General features: G+C 68.8%; 16 protein-coding genes. 9 read left to right on the top strand and 7 right to left on the bottom strand.

Annotated elements, in window-relative coordinates:
* Positions 1–104: 104 nt before the first annotated feature.
* The 4 genes from ACFYM0_RS22530 to ACFYM0_RS22515 all read right to left on the bottom strand — a co-directional run bounded on the left by ACFYM0_RS22530 (position 105) and on the right by ACFYM0_RS22515 (position 5,239).
* Positions 105–1,712 (bottom strand): FAD-dependent oxidoreductase, encoded by a 1,608-nt coding sequence (locus tag ACFYM0_RS22530; RefSeq protein ID WP_388504009.1) that lies wholly within the window; start codon positions 1,710–1,712, stop codon positions 105–107.
* A 43-nt stretch (positions 1,713–1,755) separates the two neighbouring features.
* Positions 1,756–3,282: a glycerol kinase GlpK gene (gene glpK, locus ACFYM0_RS22525; protein ID WP_388504007.1), complete on the bottom strand. Its 1,527-nt coding sequence runs from the start codon at positions 3,280–3,282 to the stop codon at positions 1,756–1,758.
* Between the two features lie 78 nt (positions 3,283–3,360).
* A complete protein-coding gene (locus ACFYM0_RS22520) occupies positions 3,361–4,143 on the bottom strand; it encodes an MIP/aquaporin family protein (RefSeq protein WP_388504005.1) in 783 nt (260 codons plus the stop codon).
* Positions 4,144–4,471: 328 nt separating this feature from the next.
* On the bottom strand, positions 4,472–5,239 hold the full coding sequence (locus ACFYM0_RS22515; RefSeq protein WP_388504002.1) for an IclR family transcriptional regulator: 768 nt from the start codon (positions 5,237–5,239) through the stop codon (positions 4,472–4,474).
* A gap of 263 nt (positions 5,240–5,502) precedes the next feature.
* Here ACFYM0_RS22515 and metH point away from each other — a divergent pair, with 263 nt between their 5' ends.
* The 4 genes from metH to ACFYM0_RS22495 all read left to right on the top strand — a co-directional run bounded on the left by metH (position 5,503) and on the right by ACFYM0_RS22495 (position 13,702).
* Positions 5,503–9,012 carry a methionine synthase gene (gene metH, locus ACFYM0_RS22510; RefSeq protein WP_388503999.1) on the top strand — a complete coding sequence of 1,170 codons (3,510 nt, stop codon included), beginning with the start codon at positions 5,503–5,505 and terminating at the stop codon, positions 9,010–9,012.
* Positions 9,013–9,198: 186 nt separating this feature from the next.
* On the top strand, positions 9,199–9,900 hold the full coding sequence (locus tag ACFYM0_RS22505; protein WP_388503996.1) for an HAD family hydrolase: 702 nt from the start codon (positions 9,199–9,201) through the stop codon (positions 9,898–9,900).
* 480 nt (positions 9,901–10,380) lie between these two features.
* Positions 10,381–11,985 carry an ABC transporter substrate-binding protein gene (locus ACFYM0_RS22500; RefSeq protein WP_388503993.1) on the top strand — a complete coding sequence of 535 codons (1,605 nt, stop codon included), beginning with the start codon at positions 10,381–10,383 and terminating at the stop codon, positions 11,983–11,985.
* A 136-nt stretch (positions 11,986–12,121) separates the two neighbouring features.
* Complete coding sequence (locus ACFYM0_RS22495; RefSeq protein WP_388503990.1) at positions 12,122–13,702, top strand: ABC transporter substrate-binding protein; 1,581 nt, start codon at positions 12,122–12,124, stop codon at positions 13,700–13,702.
* A 106-nt stretch (positions 13,703–13,808) separates the two neighbouring features.
* Here ACFYM0_RS22495 and ACFYM0_RS22490 read toward each other — a convergent pair whose 3' ends face one another.
* Together ACFYM0_RS22490 and ACFYM0_RS22485 are read right to left on the bottom strand one after the other, a co-directional pair.
* Positions 13,809–14,483, bottom strand: coding sequence for a response regulator transcription factor (locus tag ACFYM0_RS22490; RefSeq protein WP_243334010.1), 675 nt, complete (start codon positions 14,481–14,483; stop codon positions 13,809–13,811).
* A gap of 75 nt (positions 14,484–14,558) precedes the next feature.
* Positions 14,559–15,452, bottom strand: a complete 894-nt coding sequence (locus ACFYM0_RS22485) for a RecB family exonuclease (protein WP_388503987.1) — start codon at positions 15,450–15,452, stop codon at positions 14,559–14,561.
* Positions 15,453–15,694: 242 nt separating this feature from the next.
* Between ACFYM0_RS22485 and ACFYM0_RS22480 the strand changes: the two genes are divergently transcribed.
* From ACFYM0_RS22480 to ACFYM0_RS22470, 3 genes are all read left to right on the top strand, one after another.
* Positions 15,695–16,828 carry a site-2 protease family protein gene (locus ACFYM0_RS22480; protein ID WP_388504255.1) on the top strand — a complete coding sequence of 378 codons (1,134 nt, stop codon included), beginning with the start codon at positions 15,695–15,697 and terminating at the stop codon, positions 16,826–16,828.
* 18 nt (positions 16,829–16,846) lie between these two features.
* Positions 16,847–17,797 (top strand): tRNA (adenine-N1)-methyltransferase, encoded by a 951-nt coding sequence (locus ACFYM0_RS22475; RefSeq protein WP_327251910.1) that lies wholly within the window; start codon positions 16,847–16,849, stop codon positions 17,795–17,797.
* A gap of 246 nt (positions 17,798–18,043) precedes the next feature.
* Positions 18,044–18,661, top strand: a complete 618-nt coding sequence (locus ACFYM0_RS22470) for a hypothetical protein (RefSeq protein ID WP_388503984.1) — start codon at positions 18,044–18,046, stop codon at positions 18,659–18,661.
* A gap of 4 nt (positions 18,662–18,665) precedes the next feature.
* Here ACFYM0_RS22470 and ACFYM0_RS22465 read toward each other — a convergent pair whose 3' ends face one another.
* Positions 18,666–18,986, bottom strand: a complete 321-nt coding sequence (locus ACFYM0_RS22465; protein ID WP_266910134.1) for a ferredoxin — start codon at positions 18,984–18,986, stop codon at positions 18,666–18,668.
* A 265-nt stretch (positions 18,987–19,251) separates the two neighbouring features.
* On the opposite strand from ACFYM0_RS22465, the gene arc reads away from it, so the two are divergent.
* Both arc and dop read left to right on the top strand, forming a co-directional pair.
* Complete coding sequence (arc, locus tag ACFYM0_RS22460) at positions 19,252–21,018, top strand: proteasome ATPase (RefSeq protein ID WP_385373510.1); 1,767 nt, start codon at positions 19,252–19,254, stop codon at positions 21,016–21,018.
* A 251-nt stretch (positions 21,019–21,269) separates the two neighbouring features.
* Positions 21,270–22,781 carry a depupylase/deamidase Dop gene (gene dop, locus ACFYM0_RS22455; protein ID WP_327251907.1) on the top strand — a complete coding sequence of 504 codons (1,512 nt, stop codon included), beginning with the start codon at positions 21,270–21,272 and terminating at the stop codon, positions 22,779–22,781.
* The last annotated feature ends 120 nt before the right edge of the window (positions 22,782–22,901 follow it).

The raw sequence follows: 22,901 nt of genomic DNA, 5'->3' as shown, positions 1-22,901 counted from the left end.
TTGTGTACGTGGGTCAGCCTAAGCCTTGATGAGGCACCGGCCACAGCCCACGACAGAGGGGCGGTTCCCCCTGGAACCGCCCCTCTGCCCGTTCACGCCACTGCTTATGCCTTGTCGGCCAGCATCTCCTCGACCCGGCCGCGCACTTCGGCGCTGTCCAGACCGCGGACCGTCACCGTCGTGCGGCGGCGCAGTACGTCGTCGGCCGTCTCGGCCCACTCGTTGTCCCGTGCGTAGGCGACCTGCGCCCAGATCTCCGGCCCGTCCGGGTGGATCCGCTCGGCCAGTGCCGGGTCCTCGTTCGCGAGCCGCGCGATGTCGAAGGCCAGCGAACCGTAGTGCGAGGCCAGGTGCCGGGCCGTCAGCGGGTCCATCCGGGAGCCCGGCTCGCGGTCCACGAGCAGCCGGTGCGCCACCGCGTTCGGGTTGGCGACACCGGGCAGCGCGATCCGTCGTACGAGGGACTTCACCGGCTCCATGTCGTCGGTCAGCGGGCTGCCCGGAAGCTTGGCCAGCTTGTCCATGACCACGCGGCCGATGTGCCGGTACGTGGTCCACTTGCCGCCGGCCACCGACAGCATGCCGCCCGCGCCCTCGGAGACGACCGTCTCGCGCTTGGCCTTCTCCACCCCGCCGGGACCGCCGGGCAGCACGCGCAGGCCCGCGAAGGCGTACGTCATCAGCGAGCGGTCCAGATCGGCGTCCTTCACCGAGAAGGCCGCCTCGTCCAGGATCTGCTGGATGTCGCCCTCGGTGGCCCGCACGTCCGCCGGGTCGCCCTCGTAGGCCTCGTCGGTGGTGCCCAGCAGCAGCTGGTCCTCCCACGGCAGGGCGAAGGTGATGCGGTACTTGTCGATCGGGGTGGCCATGGCGGCCTTCCACGGCGACTTGCGCTTCATCACGATGTGCGCGCCCTTGGAGAGGCGGATCGAGGGCATCGAGTGCTTGTCCTCCATGCGCCGCAGGTGGTCCACCCACGGGCCGGTGGCGTTGAGCACCACGCGGGCGTCCACACCGAACTCGGTGCCGTCCAGGCGGTCCTTGAGCTCGGCGCCCGAGACGCGGCCGCGCGTCATGCGCAGCCCGGTGACCTCGGCGTGGTTCAGGACGACCGCGCCCGACTCGACGGCCGCGCGGACCGTCATGACGGCGACGCGCGAGTCGTTCATCTGGTGGTCGTAGTAGACCGCGACGGCCTTGAGGTTGTCCGTCTTCAGCCCCGGGTTGTCGGCGGCGGCACGGGCCGGAGAAATGATCTTGCCCATGCCGTCGCCGAAGGCCGAGAGCGCCGAGTACGCGAACACGCCCGCGCCCAGCTTCGCCGCGCCCACCGGACCGCCCTTGTACACGGGGAGGTAGAAGGTGAGCGGGTTGACCAGGTGCGGGGCCACGTCCTTGGCCAGCACCCGGCGCTCGTGGTGGTTCTCGGCGACCAGCTTGACCGAACCGGTCTGCAGGTAGCGCAGGCCGCCGTGGACGAGCTTGGAGGAGGCCGAGGAGGTGGCGCCGGCGAAGTCGCCGGCGTCCACCATGGCGACCCGCAGACCCGACTGCGCGGCGTGCCAGGCCACCGAGGTGCCCAGGATCCCACCGCCGATGACCAGCAGGTCGTACGTGGCCTTCGCCAGCTGCTCACGGGTCTCGGCGCGGCTCGCGTTCGAACCGGCGGTCGGGTGCGTACCCAGGGTGGGAACGCTCTGCAGGGTGCTCATGTCCGTTGACTCCTACTTGCTCGTCGATTGCGCCGCTGTGCGGTCAGCTGGCGTCTTCGTCATCGACCCAGCCCATGGACCGCTCCACGGCCTTGAGCCAGCTCTTGTACTCGCGCTCCCGCTGCTCGGCGGGCATCCGCGGGGTCCACTCCGCCGCGCGGCGCCAGTTGGCGCGCAGGGCGTCGGTGTCGGGCCAGAAGCCGACGGCCAGGCCGGCGGCGTAGGCGGCGCCGAGGCAGGTGGTCTCGGCGACCATCGGGCGCACCACGGGGGCGTCCACGAAGTCGGAGAGGGTCTGCATCAGCAGGTTGTTGGAGGTCATGCCGCCGTCGACCTTGAGGGCGGCGAGCTCGACGCCCGAGTCCTTGGTCATGGCGTCGGTGATCTCGCGGGTCTGCCAGGCGGTGGCCTCCAGGACGGCACGGGCGATGTGCGCCTTGGTGACGTACCGGGTGAGGCCGGCGATCACACCGCGGGCGTCGGAGCGCCAGTACGGGGCGAACAGGCCGGAGAAGGCCGGCACGAAGTACGCGCCGCCGTTGTCCTCGACGGAGGAGGCCAGGGTCTCGATCTCGGCCGCGGTCTTGATCATGCCCATCTGGTCGCGCATCCACTGGACGAGCGAGCCGGTGACGGCGATGGAGCCCTCCAGCGCGTAGACCGGCTTCTGGTCGCCGATCTGGTAGCCGACGGTGGTCAGCAGGCCGCTGTAGGAGTTGATGATCTTGTCGCCGGTGTTCATCAGCATGAACGTGCCGGTGCCGTACGTGGACTTCGCCTCGCCCTCGGCGAAACAGGTCTGGCCGAACAGCGCGGCCTGCTGGTCGCCGAGCGCCGAGGCGACCGGGACGCCCGCGAGGACGCCCTCCTTGACGTGGCCGTAGACCTCGGCGGAGGACTTGATCTCCGGGAGGACGTTGAGCGGCACCTCCATGGACTCGGCGATGCGCTCGTCCCAGGCCATGGTGTGCAGGTTGAACAGCATGGTGCGCGAGGCGTTCGTGACGTCGGTGACGTGCACGCCGCCCTCGGCGCCGCCGGTCAGGTTCCAGATGACCCAGGAGTCCATGGTGCCGAAGAGGATGTCCCCGGCCTCGGCGCGCTCGCGCAGGCCCTCGACGTTGTCGAGCAGCCAGCGGATCTTCGGGCCGGCGAAGTAGCTCGCCAGCGGCAGGCCCGTCTCGCGGCGGAAGCGGTCCTGGCCGACGTTGCGGCCGAGCTCCTTGCACAGGGCGTCGGTGCGGGTGTCCTGCCAGACCAGCGCGTTGTGCACCGGCTCGCCGGTGTGGCGGTCCCACAGGACGGTGGTCTCGCGCTGGTTGGTGATGCCCACGGCCTTGACTTCGGCCGGGTCGATGTCGCCCTTGGACAGGGCCCCGGCGACGACCTCCTGGACGTTGGTCCAGATCTCGGTGGCGTCGTGCTCGACCCAGCCCGGCTGCGGGAGGATCTGCGCGTGCTCCTTCTGGTCGACCGAGACGATGCGTCCGTCACGGTCGAAGACGATGCAGCGGGAAGAGGTGGTGCCCTGGTCGATCGCGGCGATGAAGGGGCCGGTGCTGCTGGTCATGGTGGCTGCTCCTGGCAGGTGTCGAAGTAGGCGGAATCAGAATGGCGGTGCGGATGGTGCCGTGGTGCCGATTGCTGATCAGGCGAACGCGATGTTGTACAGACCGCCGGCCAGCGCGGCGCCCGCGAGGGGTCCGAGGACCGGGATCCAGGAGTAGCTCCAGTCCGAGCCGCCCTTGTTGGGCAGCGGCAGCAGGGAGTGGACGATGCGCGGGCCGAGGTCGCGCACCGGGTTGATGGCGTAGCCGGTCGGGCCGCCCAGCGAGAGGCCGATGCCGACGACCACGAACGAGGTGATCAGGACGCCGATGACGCCGAGGCCCTTGCCGTCGTCCTGGAGGCCCTGGGTCAGGATGGCCAGGATCAGGACGGCGGTGCCGATGATCTCGGTGGTGAGGTTCTGGACGACGTTGCGGATCTCGGGGCCCGTGGAGAAGATGCCGAGCACCGGGCCGGCCACGTCGTGCGGGTGCGGGTCCTCGGGGCCGAGCTTGGCGTCGCGGATGTGCTCCGGGTCGGCCAGGTGCGCCTGGAACTGTCCGTAGTAGGCGAGCCACATCAGGACCGAGCCGATCATGGCGCCGAGCAGCTGGCCGGCGAAGTAGACCGGTACGTCGCCCCAGGCGCCGTCCTTGATCGCGATGCCGACGGTGACGGCCGGGTTGAGGTGCGCACCGGAGAGCGGCGCGGAGACGTAGGCGGCGATCAGGACGGCGAAACCCCAGCCGAAGGTGATCGCGAGCCAGCCGGCGCCCCGGGCCTTGGAGCTCTTGAGCGTCAGTGCGGCGCACACGCCGCCACCGAGCAGGGTGAGCAGGGCGGTACCGATGGTCTCGCCGATGAAGATGTCGGAGCTGGACACCCGCGACTCCTTTGTCGTTCAGGGGTGGTGGCCGCCGGGTCCCTCCGGCGGTCCACGCACTCGGTGAGTGCTGCACCGGTCCTTGGCCTTGCCACACCCTAACGCGTATTGCCGGTAGGTGTTCGGCATTGCCGACCGATGAACGGCAGTTTTCCGCCCCGGTGAAGCGGGCGTCAAGGGTTGACCAGGCCAATGAGCCGGATCGTTACCGGCCGGTGCGATCGAACAAATCACGCCAATAAGTGATCATCAAACGCCAAAAACCACCCAAATGCCACTTTTGCGTGGCTCTTGGGTGGTCAGGTAGGGCGATGCGGTCACGCCAAGGTCAGAACCGGCCCGCTCCGAGATCGCGCGAAACCGACCGCGCGCAGTCCCGTACGGACGCCACCAGGGACGCCCGCGGCTCCCCGGACTCCCCGCACACCCGCTCCACGGCCCCCGCGACGGCCACCGCGCCGACCGGCATCCTGCGGCGGTCGTGGATGGGGGCCGCCACCGAGGCGATCCCGTCCCAGGTCTCCTCGATGTCGCTGGCCCAGCCCCGGGCCCGGATCAGGCCCAGCACCTCCTCGAAGCCGGCGCCGTCGGTGACCGTGCGGGGCGTGAACGCCTCCCGCTCCACCTCCGTGACCTGCGTGTGCGCCACCGGGTCGTACGCGGACAGCACCTTGCCCAGGGCCGTGGAATGCAGCGGCTGCATGGCACCCACCTCCAGGACCTGACGGCTGTCGTCGGGCCGGAACACGTGGTGCATGATCAGCACCCCGCTCTTGTGCAGCACCCCCACGTACACGCTCTCCCCGCTCGCCCGGGCCAGATCGTCCGTCCAGACCAGGGCGCGCGCCCGCAGCTCGTGGACGTCCAGATAGCTGTTGCCCAGGCGCAGCAGCTCCGCGCCGAGCTGGTAGCGGCCCGAAGCCGGGTCCTGCTCCACGAAACCCTCGGCCTGCAGCGTGCGCAGGATCCCGTGCGCCGTTCCCTTGGCCAGGCCGAGGGAAGAGGCCACGTCCGAGAGCCCCAGCCGGCGCTCGCCGCCCGCCAGGAGCCGCAGCATCGCAGCGGCTCGTTCGAGCGACTGGATGTTCCGTGCCATCGCGCAGCCTCCTGCTGACGTAGTTCGACAATGCTGAACACTATCGGTCGATGCCGACTTTGTGCATGATGAGGGCAGAGTCCACCGATACGAGTGGCCCAGGACACCCCGGCCGGAAGTCGCCGACCCCCGGGCACAGAATGCAGTCCGCCACGTGGGACGACCTCACCGGGGCAGGTCCCACACCGTTACCCTGGCCGCGTGCACCCTTGACACAGAGGGGGTGCAAAGCCGACAGCCGTCGCATCCCAGGGAGCTCAACCATGGCCTCGTTGCCGAACCCGCCCGCAGACACCCAGACCCGGGCCGATGCCCTCCGCCAGGCACTGGCGACCCGCGTGGTCGTCGCCGACGGAGCCATGGGAACCATGCTCCAGGCCCAGGACCCCACCCTGGAAGACTTCGAACAGCTCGAAGGCTGCAACGAGGTCCTCAACGTCACCCGCCCCGACATCGTGGCCAACGTGCACCGCGAGTACTTCGAGGCCGGCGTGGACTGCGTCGAGACCAACACCTTCGGCACCAACTACGCCGCACTCGCCGAGTACGACATCGCGGACCGCAACCACGAGCTGTCGGTCGCCGGCGCCCGCATCGCCCGCGAGATCGCCGACGAGTTCACCGCCTCCACCGGGCAGCAGCGCTGGGTCCTCGGCTCGATGGGCCCCGGCACCAAGCTCCCCACCCTGGGCCACATCGACTACGGAACCATCCGCGACGCCTACCAGATCAACGCCGAAGGCCTGATCACCGGCGGCGCCGACGCGCTCCTCGTGGAGACCACCCAGGACCTGCTGCAGACCAAGTCCTCCATCGTCGGCGCCCGCCGCGCCATGGAAGCCCTCGGCGTGTCCGTCCCGCTGATCTGCTCCGTGACCGTGGAGACCACCGGCACGATGCTGCTCGGCTCGGAGATCGGCGCCGCGCTCACCGCGCTGGAGCCCCTGGGCATCGACATGATCGGCCTGAACTGCGCCACCGGCCCCGCCGAGATGAGCGAGCACCTGCGCTACCTCGCGCGCAACTCCCGCATCCCGCTCTCCTGCATGCCCAACGCGGGCCTGCCGGTCCTCGGCAAGAACGGCGCGCACTACCCGCTGTCCGCGAGCGAGCTCGCCGACGCCCAGGAAACCTTCGTCCGCGAGTACGGACTCTCCCTGGTCGGCGGCTGCTGCGGCACCACCCCCGAGCACCTGCGCCAGGTCGTCGAGCGGGTCCGCGGCCTGAACCCGGCCGTCCGGGACCCGCGCCCCGAGCCCGGCGCGTCCTCCCTCTACCAGACCGTCCCCTTCCGCCAGGACATCTCGTACATGGCGATCGGCGAGCGCACGAACGCGAACGGATCGAAGAAGTTCCGCGAGGCCATGCTCGAAGCCCGCTGGGACGACTGCGTGGAGATGGTCCGCGACCAGATCCGCGAGGGCGCGCACATGCTCGACCTGTGCGTGGACTACGTCGGCCGCGACGGCGTCGCCGACATGCAGGAGCTGGCCGGACGCTTCGCGACCGCCTCCACCCTGCCCATCGTCCTGGACTCCACCGAGGTCCCCGTCCTGAGGGCCGGCCTGGAAAAGCTCGGCGGCCGCGCCGTCATCAACTCCGTGAACTACGAGGACGGCGACGGCCCCGAGTCCCGCTTCGCCAAGGTCACCCAGCTGGCCCAGGAACACGGCGCCGCGCTGATCGCCCTGACCATCGACGAGGAGGGCCAGGCCCGCACCGTCGAGCACAAGGTCGCCATCGCCGAGCGCCTCATCGAGGACCTCACCGGGAACTGGGGGATCCTCGAGTCGGACATCCTCATCGACACCCTGACCTTCACCATCTGCACCGGCCAGGAAGAGTCCCGCAAGGACGGCATCGCCACGATCGAGTCGATCCGCGAGCTCAAGCGCCGCCACCCCGACGTCCAGACCACGCTCGGCCTGTCGAACATCTCCTTCGGCCTCAACCCGGCCGCCCGCGTCCTGCTGAACTCCGTCTTCCTCGACGAGTGCGTCAAGGCCGGCCTGGACTCCGCGATCGTCCACGCCTCCAAGATCCTGCCGATCGCCCGCTTCGACGAGGAGCAGGTGACCACCGCCCTCGACCTGATCTACGACCGGCGCGCCGAGGGCTACGACCCGCTGCAGAAGCTGATGGCCCTCTTCGAGGGCGTCAACACCAAGTCGATGAAGGCCGGCCGCGCCGAAGAGCTCCTCGCCCTGCCCCTGGACGAGCGCCTCCAGCGCCGCATCATCGACGGCGAGAAGAACGGCCTGGACGCCGACCTCGACGAAGCCCTCCAGACCCGCCCGGCCCTCGACATCGTCAACGACACCCTCCTGGAGGGCATGAAGGTCGTCGGCGAACTCTTCGGCTCCGGCCAGATGCAGCTCCCCTTCGTGCTCCAGTCCGCCGAGGTCATGAAGAGCGCGGTGGCCCACCTGGAACCGCACATGGAGAAGAGCGACGACGAGGGCAAGGGCACCATCGTCCTGGCCACCGTCCGCGGCGACGTCCACGACATCGGCAAGAACCTCGTCGACATCATCCTCACCAACAACGGCTACAACGTCGTCAACATCGGCATCAAGCAGCCGGTCTCCGCGATCCTCGAAGCCGCGCAGGAGCACAAGGCCGACGTCATCGGCATGTCCGGCCTGCTGGTGAAGTCCACGGTGATCATGAAGGAGAACCTGGAGGAGCTCAACCAGCGCAAGCTGGCAGCCGACTACCCGGTCATCCTCGGCGGCGCCGCCCTCACCCGCGCCTACGTCGAACAGGACCTCCACGAGATCTACGAGGGCGAGGTCCGCTACGCCCGCGACGCCTTCGAGGGCCTGCGTCTGATGGACGCCCTCATCGCCGTCAAGCGCGGAGTCCCCGGCGCCTCCCTCCCCGAACTCAAGCAGCGCCGCGTGGCCAAGCGCGACAGCCCCGCCCTCGTCGAGGAGACCGAAGAGCCCGGCGGCCGCTCCGACACCTCCACCGACAACCCCGTGCCCACCCCGCCGTTCTGGGGCACCCGCGTCGTCAAGGGCATCCCGCTCAAGGACTACGCCTCCTGGCTCGACGAAGGAGCCCTCTTCAAGGGCCAGTGGGGCCTCAAGCAGGCCCGCGCCGGCGGAGCCACCTACGAGGAACTCGTCGAGAGCGAGGGCCGCCCGCGCCTGCGCGGCCTCCTCGACAAGCTGCACACCGAGAACCTCCTCGAAGCCGCCGTCGTCTACGGCTACTTCCCCTGCGTCTCCAAGGGCGAGGACCTGATCATCCTCGACGACGCCGGCAACGAGCGCACCCGCTTCACCTTCCCGCGCCAGCGCCGCGGCCGCCGCCTGTGCCTCGCCGACTTCTTCCGCCCCGAAGAGTCCGGCGAAACCGACGTCGTCGGCCTCCAGGTCGTCACCGTCGGCTCCAGGATCGGCGAAGCGACCGCCAAGCTGTTCGAGTCCGACTCCTACCGCGACTACCTCGAGCTCCACGGCCTCTCCGTCCAGCTCGCCGAGGCCATGGCCGAGTACTGGCACGCCCGCGTCCGCGCCGAGCTCGGCTTCGGCGGCGAGGACCCCGCCAAGGTCGAGGACATGTTCGACCTGAAGTACCGCGGCGCCCGCTTCTCCCTCGGCTACGGCGCCTGCCCCGACCTCGAGGACCGCGCCAAGATCGCCGACCTCCTCCAGCCCGAGCGCATCGGCGTCCACCTCTCCGAGGAGTTCCAGCTCCACCCCGAGCAGTCCACCGACGCCATCGTCATCCACCACCCCGACGCGAAGTACTTCAACGCACGCTGAGGCGCGCCCCGAGGCATCCTGCGAGGTACTTCCACCCGGGCCGAGGCGTAATTCGACGCACATCGAGACGGACCGGCGTACACTAGTCGGTCCCATACAGGCCGGTCACCTGTTCCCCCGGGCACGCCCCCGGAGGCCAGGTGACCGGCCTTCTCGTCCCCAACGGACCCCCGGAAAGGTGCGCGCATGACGAGCACAGTCCCCGCCCCCGTCGCCCGTACGGCCGACGGACATGCCCTGCAGGCGGTGCTGCTCGACATGGACGGCACCCTCGTCGACACCGAGGGATTCTGGTGGGAGATCGAAGTCGGCGTCTTCGGAGAACTCGGCCACCGCCTCGACGAATCCTGGCGGGACATCGTCGTCGGCGGCCCCATGACCCGCAGCGCCGGCTTCCTCATCGAATCCACCGGCGCCGACATCGGCCTCGCCGAACTCACCGTCCTGCTCAACGAGCGCTTCGAAGCCCGCATCGCCGACGCCGTCCCCCTCATGCCCGGCGCCGAACGCCTCCTGAGCGAACTGGCCCGCCACAACGTCCCCACCGCCCTGGTCTCCGCCTCCCACCGCCGCGTCATCGACCAGGTCCTCCTCACCCTCGGCCGAGACCGCTTCACCATGACCGTCGCCGGCGACGAGGTACCGCGCACCAAACCGCACCCCGACCCCTACCTCCTCGCCGCCCACGCCCTCGGCGCCCACCCCTCCCGCTGCGCCGTCATCGAGGACACGGCCACCGGCGTCGCCGCCGCCGAAGCCGCCGGATGCAGGGTCGTCGCCATCCCCTCCGTAGGCCTGATCGCGCCCGCCCCCGGCCGCACCATCGTCGGCTCCCTCGAAGACGTCGACCTGCCCTTCCTGCGCTCCCTCATCACTCCGCTGAACTGACCGCGCACGCTCCGTACCGGACGATCCGCCCCCGGACCAAGGTCCCGCGGGCGGATCTCCCGCGCACTTCCCCGGAGGCCGAAATTCCATCCCTACCGGGGGAGTTGTCCCGGGTGACCTTTGTCACCCGCAAAGCCCCCTTCGCACCACTGCGCGCCCTCCCGCACCACCCCTTGTGTCCCCATTGATCAGCACCTGACCGAATCTGTGCACCGCCCCGCGCACACCCCGGGTCAACTCCCGCAACGGAGCGACAACACCCCCGATCCACACGGTTCAAGCCACCCCTCCACAGGCCACTAATGTCGATCCGGGCACTGCGCCGCACCTCAGCCGTCCCGGACACACACCCCTGTTTCCGGAACCGCGTGGACCGATCGTCACACCACCGGCCCGATCGTTCCGCCCAGAACGGGCGACCGCCGCGATGCCCTCCACGCCAGCTTTGAACAAGTGCCGGGTCGAGGGAGTACTTCCAGCATGAACCGCAAGACCATGGCGCTGACGGCAGCCGCCGGACTGCTCACCCCCGCGCTGACCGCCTGCGGCAGCACCGGCGGCGCAGGAGCGGGATCCGGAGCGATCGTCGTCGGCACCACCGACCGGTTCGAGGCGGCCGACTACGCCCCCGCCCCGCTCGACCCCGCCTACGCCTACGACGCCGGCACCTGGAACATCCTCCGCCAGACCGTCCAGACCCTCATGCACACCCCGCGCGGCGGCGGAAAGCCCGTCCCCGAAGCAGCCACTGACTGCCGCTTCACCGACACCGGCAACGAGAGCTACCGCTGCATCCTGCGCCCCGGCCTCACCTTCGCCGACGGAGACCCGCTCACCGCCCAGGACGTCAAGTTCTCCATCGAGCGCGTCCTCGCCATCAAGGACGAGAACGGCCCCTCCTCGCTGCTCTCCACCATCGACACCGTCGAAGCCAAGGGCACCGACACCGTCGTCTTCCACCTGAAGTCCGCCGACGCCACCTTCCCGTACAAACTCTCCACCCCCGCCGCCGGCATCGTCAGCTCCAAGAAGTACGACGCCAAGAAGCTCCGCGCGGGCTTCGCCGTCGACGGCTCCGGCCCCTACACCATGAAGGCCGAAGTCAAGGGCAACCGCCTCGTCCGCGCCGTCTTCAGCAAGAACCCCCACTACAAGGGCGATCTGAAGCTCCAGAACGACAAGGCCGAACTGCGCACCTTCGACGACGCCGACGCCGTGGTCAAGGCCCTGGAAAACGGAACCGTCCACATGGCCTCCCGCACCCTGTCGCCCGCCCAGGTCACCGAGCTCTCCACCAATCCCCCCAAGGGCATCAAGCTCGTCCCCATGCCCGGCCTGGAGATCCGCTACCTCGGCTTCAACACCGACGCCCCCGGAGTCAAGGACAAGGCCGTACGCCAGGCCCTCGCCGCCGCCGTCGACCGCAACGCCCTCATCGCCAAGGTCTACGGCAAGTCCGCGCAGCCCCTGTACTCCCTGGTCCCCACCACCCTCGGCGGCCACGTCAACTCCTTCTTCAACAAGTACGGCGAAGCCAACACCGCCAAGGCCGCCGACCTGCTGAAGGCCGCCGGAATCAAAACCCCGGTCAAGCTGACCCTCAACTACACCAACGACCACTACGGCGAAGCCACCGCGGCCGAGTTCGAAGCCCTCAAGAGCCAGCTGAACTCCACCCAGCTCTTCGACATCACCGTCCAGGGCACCGACTGGGCCGACTTCAGGCCCGCCCAGAAGAAGGGCGACTACGCCGCCTACGGGCTCGGCTGGTTCCCCGACTACCCCGACGCCGACAACTTCCTCGCCCCCTTCCTGGAGCAGGACAACTTCCTGGGCACGCCGTACGCCAACACCACGGTGCGCACCAAGCTCATCCCCGAATCGCGCCGCGCCGTCGACCGCGGTGCCGCCGGCCCCGCGATCGCGGAGATGCAGGACATCGTCGCCGAGGACGTGCCCGTCCTGCCCCTGTGGCAGGGCAAGCAGTACGCCGCCGCACGCGACGGGATCACCGGAGTGGAGTGGTCGGTCAACGCCATCTCCGACCTCCAGCTGTGGGAACTCGGCCGCGGCGTCAGCGGCTGACACCCCGACACCGGGCCCCGACACCGGGCCTCGACACCGGGCCCCGCTCCCGGCCACCGGCCCGCGACACCGCCTCGGGCCGGAACACCAGCCAGACAGAACCAGACGAGCCAGTGAGACTGAGAAGGACGTTCACGTGAAGACACGCAACCAGTGGTTGGCCGCCCCGCTCGGAGCGGCCACCGCCGCCGCGCTGCTCAGCGGTTGCGGTGCGACGGACGGCTCCACCGCCGGCAGCGCCAAGGGCGTCGTCATGGGCATATCCGACGAGGTGAAGGCCACCGACCCCGCCTCGGGCTACGACCCGGGCTCCTGGCTGCTCTTCAACAACGTCTTCCAGTCCCTGCTCAGCTTCCCCAAGGGCGGCACCACCCCCGAACCCGACGCCGCCGAGTCCTGCGGGTTCGAGGCCGGCGCGAGCAAGACCTACGTGTGCACCCTGCGCGGCGGCCTGAAGTTCAGCAACGGCAACAGCCTCACCGCCAAGGACGTCAAGTACTCCTTCGAGCGCACGCTCAAGATCAACGACGAGAACGGCCCCGCCGTCATGCTCGCGTCGATCGGATCCATCGACACCCCCGACGACAAGACCGTGGTCTTCCACCTCAAGACCTCGGACGCGACCTTCCCCAGCAAGATCGCATCCGGCGCGGGCTCCATCGTCGACCACACCGAGTACCCCGCGGACAAGCTCCGCACCGACGGCAAGGCCTTCGGCTCCGGCGTCTACAAGCTGGACTCGATCAACGACAAGAGCGCCTCCTTCTCCGTCAACGACGCCTACACCGGCAAGGCCAAGCCGAAGAACAGCGGCGTCACCATGAAGTTCTTCAACGAGGACCAGGCCGCCCTCAAGAAGGTCCTCGAAAGCGGAGACGTCGACTTCGCCTTCCGCGGCCTCGCCGCCAAGGACATCGCCGGCCTCGCCTCCCAGACCGGCGACCAGAAGGTCGAGGTCATCCAGGGCGCCGGCGCCGAAGTCGAACACCTCGTCTTCAACACGAACGACCCGGTCGCCGGAAAGCTCCCCGTCCGCAAGGCCATCGCCTACCTCGTCGACCGGGAAGCCCTCGTCAAAGAGGTCTACGACGGCACCGCCACGCCGCTCTACTCCATCGTCCCGGCCGGCATCGCCTCCCACACCACCGCCTTCTTCGACCGCTACGGCGGCACCCCCCAGCCCGAGAAGGCCAAGGCCGCCCTCCGCGCCGCCGGCATCAAGGACAAGGTGAAGATCACCCTGTACTCGACGCCCTCCCGCTACGGCCCCTCGACCGACGAGGAATTCCACCTCATCGCCAAACAGCTCAACGACAGCGGCCTCTTCGAAGCCGACGTCAAGTCCGTCGAGTACGAGCAGTACGAGAAGGACATCCTGGCCGGCAAGTACGGCGTCTACGTCAAGGGCTGGGTCCCCGACTACCCCGACGCCGACAACTTCACGCAGCCCTTCTTCGGCCCCGACAACGTGCTGCACAACAACTACGACAACAAGGAGATCACCGGGACGATCATCCCGTCGACCTCCGCGAAGTCCGACCGAAGCTCCGCCAGCAACGACTACGCCCGCCTCCAGGAGATCGTCGCCGACGAGATCCCGCTCCTCCCGCTCTGGCAGGGCAAGCAGTACGCCGTCACCCGCCCCAACGTGACCGGCCTGCAGTGGTCCCTGGACGCCTCCACCGTCTTCCGTTTCTGGGAGATCAGCAAGGGCTGAGCCGCTCCCTCCGGGGCAACCGCAACGACAACGGGCCCGCCTCCGCACCCAGCGGAAGCGGGCCCGGACCCGTACCCGAGACCCTTGCCCCAGCGACCCGAGCCGCCTACTGACCGGCCCCCGGACGCACCAGACCACTCTCGTACGCGTACACCGCCGCCTGCACCCGGTCCCGCAGACCCAGCTTCGTCAGCACATGGCCCACATGCGTCTTCACCGTCGTCTCGCTCACGAACAGATCCGCCGCGATCTCCGCGTTCGACAACCCGCGGGCCACCAGCTTCAGCACCTCGACCTCACGCTCCGTCAACGAAGCGATCATGTCCGGAACGCTGTCCTCACCCGACGGCAGATGCCCCGCGTACTTGTCCAGCAGCCGCCGCGTGATGCTCGGCGCCAGCATCGCCTCGCCACCCGCCACCACCCGGATCGCCTGCACCAGCTCCGCCGCGGGCGCATCCTTCAGCAAGAACCCACTGGCCCCCGCCCGCAGCGCCTCCACCACGTACTCGTCCAGATCGAACGTCGTCAGCACCAGCACCTTCGCCGGACCGTCCCGCCCCGGACCCGTGATCTGCCGCGTGGCCTCCACGCCGTCCATCCGCGGCATCCGGATGTCCATCAGCACCACATCGGGCTGCAACGCCCGAACCTGGTCCAACGCCTGCAGACCGTCCCCGGCCTCCCCGACCACCGCCACATCCTGCTCGGCCTCCAGGATCATCCGGAAACCGGTACGCAGCAGCGGCTGATCGTCGACCAGCAGTACGCGGATCGCCACAGGGTCTACCTCGCGTTCATCGGAACCATTCGGACCCCAACGGGGAACCCCGCCCATTCTGCCCTGACCCCAAGATCAGGATTCGCCGCGGCCGGCGGACGGCAGCGCCAGCGGATACACCGGGGGAGTACCACCGAACTCCGGACACACCGCCTGATGATCACACCAGCCACACAGCTTCGACTGCCGAGGCCGCCAGTCACCCGTCTCCGTCGCCTCCCGGATCGCCTCCCACAGCGCCAGCAGCTTGCGCTCCATCCGCTCCAGATCCTCGATCACCGGGTCGTACGTCACCACGTCCCCACTGCCCAGATACACCAGCTGCAGCCGCCGCGGCACCACCCGCTTCAGCCGCCAGACCACCAGCGCATAGAACTTCATCTGGAACAGCGCACCCTCGGCATACTCCGGCCGCGGCGCCTTCCCCGTCTTGTAATCGACGATCCGCACCTCACCCGTCGGCGCCACGTCCACCCGGTCGATGATCCCGCGCAGCCGAAGCCCCGACTCCAGCTCCGTCTCCACGAAGAACTCCCGCTCCACCGGCTCCAGCCGCGTCGGGTCCTCCAACGTGAACCACCGGTCCACCAACGCCTCGGCCTCCGTCAGCCAGCGCGCCAGCCCCGCCCCCTCGTCACCCTCCGGGAACAGCTCCGTCAGCTCCGGCTTCGACTCCAGCAGACGATCCCACTGCCCCGGGATCAACGCCTTCGCCCGCGGCGCCGTCCGCTCCTCCGCAGGATGATCGAAGAGCCGCTCCAGCACCGCGTGCACCAACGTCCCCCGCGTCGCCGCCGCACTCGGCTTCTCCGGCAACTTGTCGATCACCCGGAACCGGTACAGCAACGGACACCGCATGAAATCACTCGCCCGCGAAGGCGACAGCGAAGAAGGAGCCACCGCCACCGCCTGAGCGGGTACGGGACTGGTCACTGCATCGTCCGGACCGCTGCCGGGGCTCGTCGTCATGGACAAAACCCTACGACCCGCCACCGACAGCACGCGCATACCATCGACGCCGACCCCCCTCGCACTGCATGATCGGAGCATCACACCGCGCAACGGCGCACCCCGGCAGCACGGGAAAACCACACCGGAACCACCGGCGCACCACCCGACCGGACAGCAGCGAACGAAGGACAACCGTGGCAGACACCGACGAAACCGGCGAGCGCGCGGGCCGGCGCTCAGGACCGGGCGGCGGACTCCTCATGGGCCGCCCCTTCGGCGTGCCCGTCTACGTCTCGCCCAGCTGGTTCCTCGTCGCCGCCCTCATCACCTGGGTCTTCGGCGACCAGCTCGACCGCATCCTCCCCGACCTCGGCACCCTGCGCTACCTCGTGGCCCTCTTCTTCGCCGTCGCCTTCTACGCCTCGGTCCTCGTCCACGAACTCGCCCACACCATCGCCGCCCTCCGCTTCAAACTCCCCGTACGCCGCATCCAGCTCCAGTTCTTCGGCGGCGTCTCCGAGATCGAGAAGGAATCCGAAACCCCCGGCCGCGAATTCGTCCTCGCCTTCGTCGGCCCCCTCCTCTCCCTCCTCCTCGCCGGCGCCTTCTACCTCGGCATGAAGACCGTCGAACCCGCCAGCGTCCCCGGCGTCCTCCTCGCCGGCCTCATGATCTCCAACCTCCTCGTCGCAGCCTTCAACCTGCTCCCCGGCCTCCCCCTCGACGGCGGCCGCATGCTCCGCGCCGTCATCTGGGGCATCACCGGCAAACCCATGACCGGCACCATCGCCGCCGCCTGGGCCGGCCGCGCCCTCGCCGTCGCCGTCCTCCTCGGCCTGCCCCTCCTGAACTACACCGGGACCCTCGGCAACCGCACCGACGACATCGGCGGCATGGACACCGTCATGGACGCCCTCCTCGCCGCCATCCTCGCCGGCATCATCTGGACCGGCGCAGGCAACAGCCTCCGCGTCGCCCGCCTGCGCGAACACCTCCCGGAACTCCACGCCCGCAAGCTCACCCGCCGCGCCATCCCCGTCGAGAACGCCACCCCCCTCTCCGAAGCCCTCCGCCGCGCCAACGAAGCCGGCGCCCGCGCCCTCGTCATCGTCGACGGACTCGGAGACCCCACCGGCATCGTCCGCGAGAGCGCCATCGCCTCCGTCCCCGAACACCGCCGCCCCTGGGTCACGGCCGGCACCCTCGCCCAAGACCTCACCGACGGCATGAAGGTTTCAGCAGACCTCACCGGCGAAGAACTCCTCGACCACCTCCGCACCACCCCCGCCACCGAATACCTCGTCCTCCAGCCCGACGGCGCGATCTACGGAGTCCTCTCCACCCTCGACGTCGAAAAAGCCTTCGTGAAGGCCATGGCGCGGCCCCAGTCCTGAAGCCAATACACTGGTCACATGTCCGAACCGACCGGTGCCGCCCGCCGACGCGGGCCCTTCGAAGTCGGGGACCAGGTACAGCTCACCGACCCCAAGGGCCGCCACTACACGTTCACGCTCGAAGCCGGGAAGAATTTCCACACCCACAAGGGTTCCTTCCCGCACGACGAGCTGATCGGCTCCCCCGAGGGAAGCGTTGTCCGCACCACGGGCAACGTCGCCTACCTCGCGCTGCGTCCCCTGCTCCCCGACTATGTCCTGTCCATGCCCCGCGGTGCCGCCGTGGTCTACCCCAAGGACGCAGGCCAAATCCTGGCCTTCGCCGACATCTTCCCCGGCGCCCGCGTCGTGGAAGCAGGCGTCGGCTCCGGCTCCCTGAGCAGCTTCCTGCTGCGCGCCATCGGCGACCAGGGCATGCTCCACAGCTACGAGCGCCGCCCGGACTTCGCCGAGATCGCCACGGCCAACGTCGAACGCTACTTCGGCGGCCCCCACCCCGCGTGGCAGCTGACCGTCGGCGACCTCCAGGACAACCTGTCCGACACGGACGTCGACCGCGTGATCCTCGACATGCTCGCCCCCTGGGAATGCCTGGAGGCCGTCTCCAAGGCCCTGGTCCCCGGCGGCATCCTCTGCTGCTACGTGGCCACCACCACCCAGCTCTCCCGGACCGTCGAATCCATCCGCGAGTTCGGCTGCTACGCCGAACCGCAGCCCTGGGAATCGATGATCCGCAACTGGCACGTCGAGGGCCTGGCCGTCCGCCCCGACCACCGCATGATCGGCCACACCGGCTTCCTCGTCACCGCCCGCCGCCTCGCGGACGGCGTCGAGCCCCCCATGCGCCGCCGCCGCCCCTCCAAGGGCGCCTACGGCGAGGACTACGACGGCCCCGGCAGCCGCTCCGCCGTCAAGACCGCCGACACGGCCGAAGCCGCCGAAGCAGCCGAGACCGGCGACCGCGACTGAGCCGACGAGGCCCGGCCCGCCACCCGGCAGGCCACCCCGCCCCACCGACAAACAAAGCCCAACGAACAGACGCTGTGGCGCAGTTCCCCCCGAACATCCGGGAACTGCGCCACAGCGTCTTTTCGTTGTCCCACGGGACGGCCCCGCGCGAGCGCCCCGGCCGGCCCGGACCCACCCGTTCCACCCCGATGTGAGGTGTGGCACGATGCTGGCTCCCCGTCACCCTTCGCACAGGAGACACCCCGCGTGCCGCACAGCCCCGCCGAGCCGGCGCCGAGCACCCCCGCCCCGGCGCACCACCGGGCCCGGCCCGTCCACTGGCTCGCCACGGCCTCGGCCCTGGCCGCCGTCATAGCCGGCGCCGGACTCCTGCAGCCCGACCCGGCCACCGGAGCCTCCGCGGACCCCGCACGCACCACGAGCCCCGAGAAGCCCGTGAGCGGCCCCCAGGCAGCCGCCCCCGACGCGCACGCAGCCGCGTACCCGCTGGACTGCAAGGGCGCCCCACAAGCCGTCACGGCCACCGCCGAAGGCGACCTCGACGGCGACGGACGCCCCGAAACCGTCGCGGCCGTCCGCTGCGACGCCGGCTCCGGCACCCCGCCGCACGCCATCTACGTCCTCGCCCAGGCCCCCGCGAAAACCGCGAACCCCCGCGTCGTCGCCACACTGCTCGAAGCCGCCCGCATGCAGACCGCCACCGAGCTCACCGTCCGCGACGGACTCGTCACCGCGAAGCTCCTCGGGTACTCCTCGCCCGAAGTGCCCCGCTACAGCCCCGACACAGAACAGCTCGCGAAGTGGCGCTGGACCGGCGGAAAATTCCGCCAGGAGCTTACGGATCCGACCCCCACAGGAGTTTGAACCGTCACTCCGCGTCGGGACCGAAGACTTCCACCCTGTCCGAAACCCGCCTTACGTGGATGCAATCCCCGGGACATTCCTTCGCGGAATCCACCACGTCCTGAAGCAGAACCAGCGGAACCGGAGTGGTCGCCCCCGCCTCCACGAGCAACTCGTCGGCAGGGCTCTTCACGTACGCCAGACCATCGATGTCCAGCTCGAACACCTCCGGTGCGTACTGCACACAGATGCCGTCGCCAGTGCAGAGGTCCTGGTCGATCCAGACCTCGAGCGGCTCTCCGGCCACGCCGGAACCCCCCGCGGAAACCTCCTGCTGCACGGTCATATCTCCTGCCGTTCCCTGCCTCGAGTGATCCATCCCGGTCGCATACTCGCGGCAAGTCGCACGAGCTCGGACGGGTGTTGAACAGTTCGACCTTACAACCGGCCGCTTCCCGAGTTTGATGGGTGGGTATTTCCTTGACGGGAGGGAGTACGCAAGGGTGAAGATCGGACACACCCCTACCGTCTTTGTGATCTAGGGGTTTCAATCACCACCAGCCCAGGTAGGGTCAGAAAGCGTCCAGCTCCCCTTGGAGGAGGTGAGGACCGTGGCAGCCCACGACGACGACATCAACCGCGGCATCCGGCCCGGGCGAGGGTCTGAGGACCCCGCCGGCCAGGTTGCCTATCTCGAGCAGGAAATCGCCGTCCTGCGACGTAAGCTCGCCGACTCTCCGCGACACACGAGGATTCTCGAAGAGCGGATCGTCGAGCTCCAGACAAACCTGGCAGGCGTCTCCGCACAGAACGAGCGGCTGGCGAACACCCTGCGCGAGGCCCGCGACCAGATCGTGGCCCTCAAAGAAGAAGTCGACCGGCTCGCACAGCCGCCGGCCGGCTTCGGAGTCTTCCTGCAGTCCAACGAAGACGGAACCGTCGACATCTTCACCGGCGGCCGAAAGCTCCGAGTGAACGTGAGCCCCAGCGTCGAACCGGAAGACCTCCGGCGCGGCCAGGAGGTCATGCTCAACGAGGCCCTCAACGTGGTCGAGGCCATGGAGTACGAGCGGGCCGGGGACATCGTCACCCTCAAGGAAATCCTCGAGGACGGCGAGCGCGCCCTGGTGGTCGGGCACACCGACGAGGAAAGGGTGGTGAGGCTCGCCGAGCCGCTCCTGGACGTCACCATCCGCCCCGGCGACTCCCTGCTGCTCGAACCCCGCTCCGGCTACGTCTACGAGATCGTCCCCAAGAGCGAGGTCGAAGACCTCGTCCTCGAAGAGGTCCCGGACATCGACTACGACAAGATCGGCGGCCTGGGCGACCAGATCGAACTGATCCGCGACGCCGTCGAGCTCCCCTACCTCTACCCCGACCTCTTCAAGGAACACGAACTGCGGCCCCCGAAGGGCATCCTGCTCTACGGCCCTCCCGGCTGTGGCAAGACGCTCATCGCCAAGGCCGTGGCCAACTCCCTTGCCAAGAAGGTCGCCGAGGTCACCGGCCAGCCCACCGGGAAGTCCTACTTCCTGAACATCAAGGGCCCCGAACTCCTCAACAAGTACGTCGGCGAGACCGAGCGGCACATCCGCCTCGTCTTCCAGCGTGCGAGGGAGAAGGCGAGCGAGGGCACCCCCGTCATCGTCTTCTTCGACGAGATGGAATCCCTCTTCCGCACCCGCGGATCCGGAGTCAGCTCGGACGTGGAGAACACCATCGTCCCCCAGCTGCTCGCCGAGATCGACGGCGTGGAAGGCCTGGAGAACGTCATCGTCATCGGCGCCTCCAACCGCGAGGACATGATCGACCCGGCCATCCTGCGCCCCGGCCGGCTCGACGTGAAGATCAAGATCGAGCGCCCCGGCGCCGAGGCCGCCAAGGACATCTTCGCGAAGTACCTCAAGGCCACCCTGCCCCTGCACACCGACGACCTCGGCGAGCACCAGGGATCCACCGCGGAAACCGTCCACAGCATGATCCAGACCGTCGTCGAGCAGATGTACGCCGAAACCGAGGAGAACCGCTTCCTCGAGGTCACGTACGCCAACGGCGACAAGGAAGTCCTCTACTTCAAGGACTTCAACTCGGGCGCGATGATCCAGAACATCGTGGACCGTGCGAAGAAGATGGCCATCAAGGCCTTCCTCGAGCACAACCAGAAGGGCCTTCGCGTCGCCCACCTCCTCCAGGCTTGCGTGGACGAGTTCAAGGAGAACGAAGACCTGCCCAACACCACCAACCCCGACGACTGGGCCCGAATCTCCGGAAAGAAGGGCGAGCGGATCGTATTCATCCGAACCCTCGTCACCGGAAAGCAAGGCGCGGACACCGGACGCTCCATCGACACGGTGGCCAACACCGGTCAGTACCTCTGACAAAGCGGGCCGGCTGCGGGCGCCCGGCAAGGGCACCCGCAGCCGACTGCTTTACCAAACGTTCTTTTCAGCCGGTGACAGGGCAAAGTCAATGACTGAAATGATCTCCCCACCAGCGCGGAGTGGTTCTAGGCTCTTCCATACCGCAGGTCGCGCAGTGCGGGGACGGGCACCGCACACGACGCACCGGAGCACCAGCGGTACTTGAGCGCCGCTCCCGAACGGGAGCGCCGCCGGGCAAGGAGGGCCGCATGACCGTACGGCGAGTAATGGGGATCGAGACGGAGTACGGGATCTCCGTCCCGGGGCACCCGAACGCCAATGCCATGCTCACCTCGTCCCAGATCGTCAACGCCTACGCGGCGGCGATGCACCGGGCGCGACGCGCCCGCTGGGACTTCGAGGAAGAGAACCCGCTGCGGGACGCCCGCGGCTTCGACCTCGCCCGCGAGGCCGCCGACAACAGCCAGCTCACCGACGAGGACATCGGCCTCGCCAATGTCATCCTCACCAACGGCGCACGCCTCTACGTCGACCACGCACACCCCGAATACAGCTCCCCGGAGATCACCAACCCGCTCGACGCCGTCCTCTGGGACAAGGCCGGCGAGCGGATCATGGCCGAAGCGGCTGTCAGGGCCGCCCAGCTCCCCGGGGCCCAGCCCATCCACCTCTACAAGAACAACACCGACAACAAGGGCGCCTCCTACGGCACGCACGAGAACTACCTGATGAAGCGGGAAACCCCCTTCTCGGACATCGTGCGCCACCTCACCCCCTTCTTCGTCTCCCGCCTCGTCTTCACCGGCGCAGGCCGCGTCGGCATCGGCCAGGACGGCCGGGAACACGGCTTCCAGATCAGCCAGCGCGCCGACTACTTCGAAGTCGAGGTCGGCCTGGAGACCACCCTCAAGCGCCCCATCATCAACACCCGGGACGAGCCGCACTCGGACGCCGAGAAGTACCGCCGGCTCCACGTGATCATCGGCGACGCCAACCTCTCCGAGATCTCCACCTACCTCAAACTCGGCACCACCGCCCTGGTCCTGTCCATGATCGAAGACGGCTACATCAACGTCGACCTCGCCGTGGACCAGCCCGTACGCACCCTCCACCAGGTCTCCCACGACCCCGACCTGCAGCACCTGATCACGCTGCGCAGCGGGCGGACGCTGACCGCCGTACAGCTCCAGATGGAGTACTACGAGCTGGCCAGGAAGTACGTGGAGGAGCGTTTCGGCTCCGACGCGGACGAGCAGACCAAGGATGTGCTGGCCCGCTGGGAGGACGTACTGGGCCGGCTGGAAACCGACCCGATGAGCCTGTCGGGGGAGCTCGACTGGATCGCGAAGCGGGAGATCCTCGAGGGCTACCGGCGCCGGGACGGCCTCGAATGGGACGCGGCCCGTCTCCACCTGGTGGACCTCCAGTACGCGGACGTACGGCCCGAGAAGGGGCTCTACAACCGCCTGGTGGCCCGCGGCAAGATGAAGCGGCTGCTGGAGGAGCCGGCGGTGGACCGGGCGCAGAGCAAGCCGCCGGAGGACACCCGGGCGTACTTCCGGGGGCGGTGCCTGGAGCAGTACGCGGACGACGTGGCGGCGGCCTCGTGGGACTCGGTGATCTTCGACCTGCCGGGCCACGACTCCCTCCAGCGGGTCCCGACCCTGGAACCCCTGCGGGGCACGCGTGCCCACGTGAAGGAGCTCCTGGACCGCTGCCGCACGGCGGAGGACCTGGTCCGGGTGCTGTCGGGGCGGTAGCCCTTTCCGGTAGGTGGGGCGGGGGCTGAAAGGCCTCCGGCCCGGGAATCATGAAGACACCCGGACGTTATGAAAGTACCGGGACGGATGTCGGGCCCTCCTTGTAGGGTCCGACGTAGA

It is taken from the genome of Streptomyces sp. NPDC006487, from assembly GCF_042870555.1.
Lineage (GTDB): Bacteria > Actinomycetota > Actinomycetes > Streptomycetales > Streptomycetaceae > Streptomyces.
Note: the sequence above shows the minus strand (reverse complement) of the source record. Positions and strands in the feature narration are given on the sequence as shown.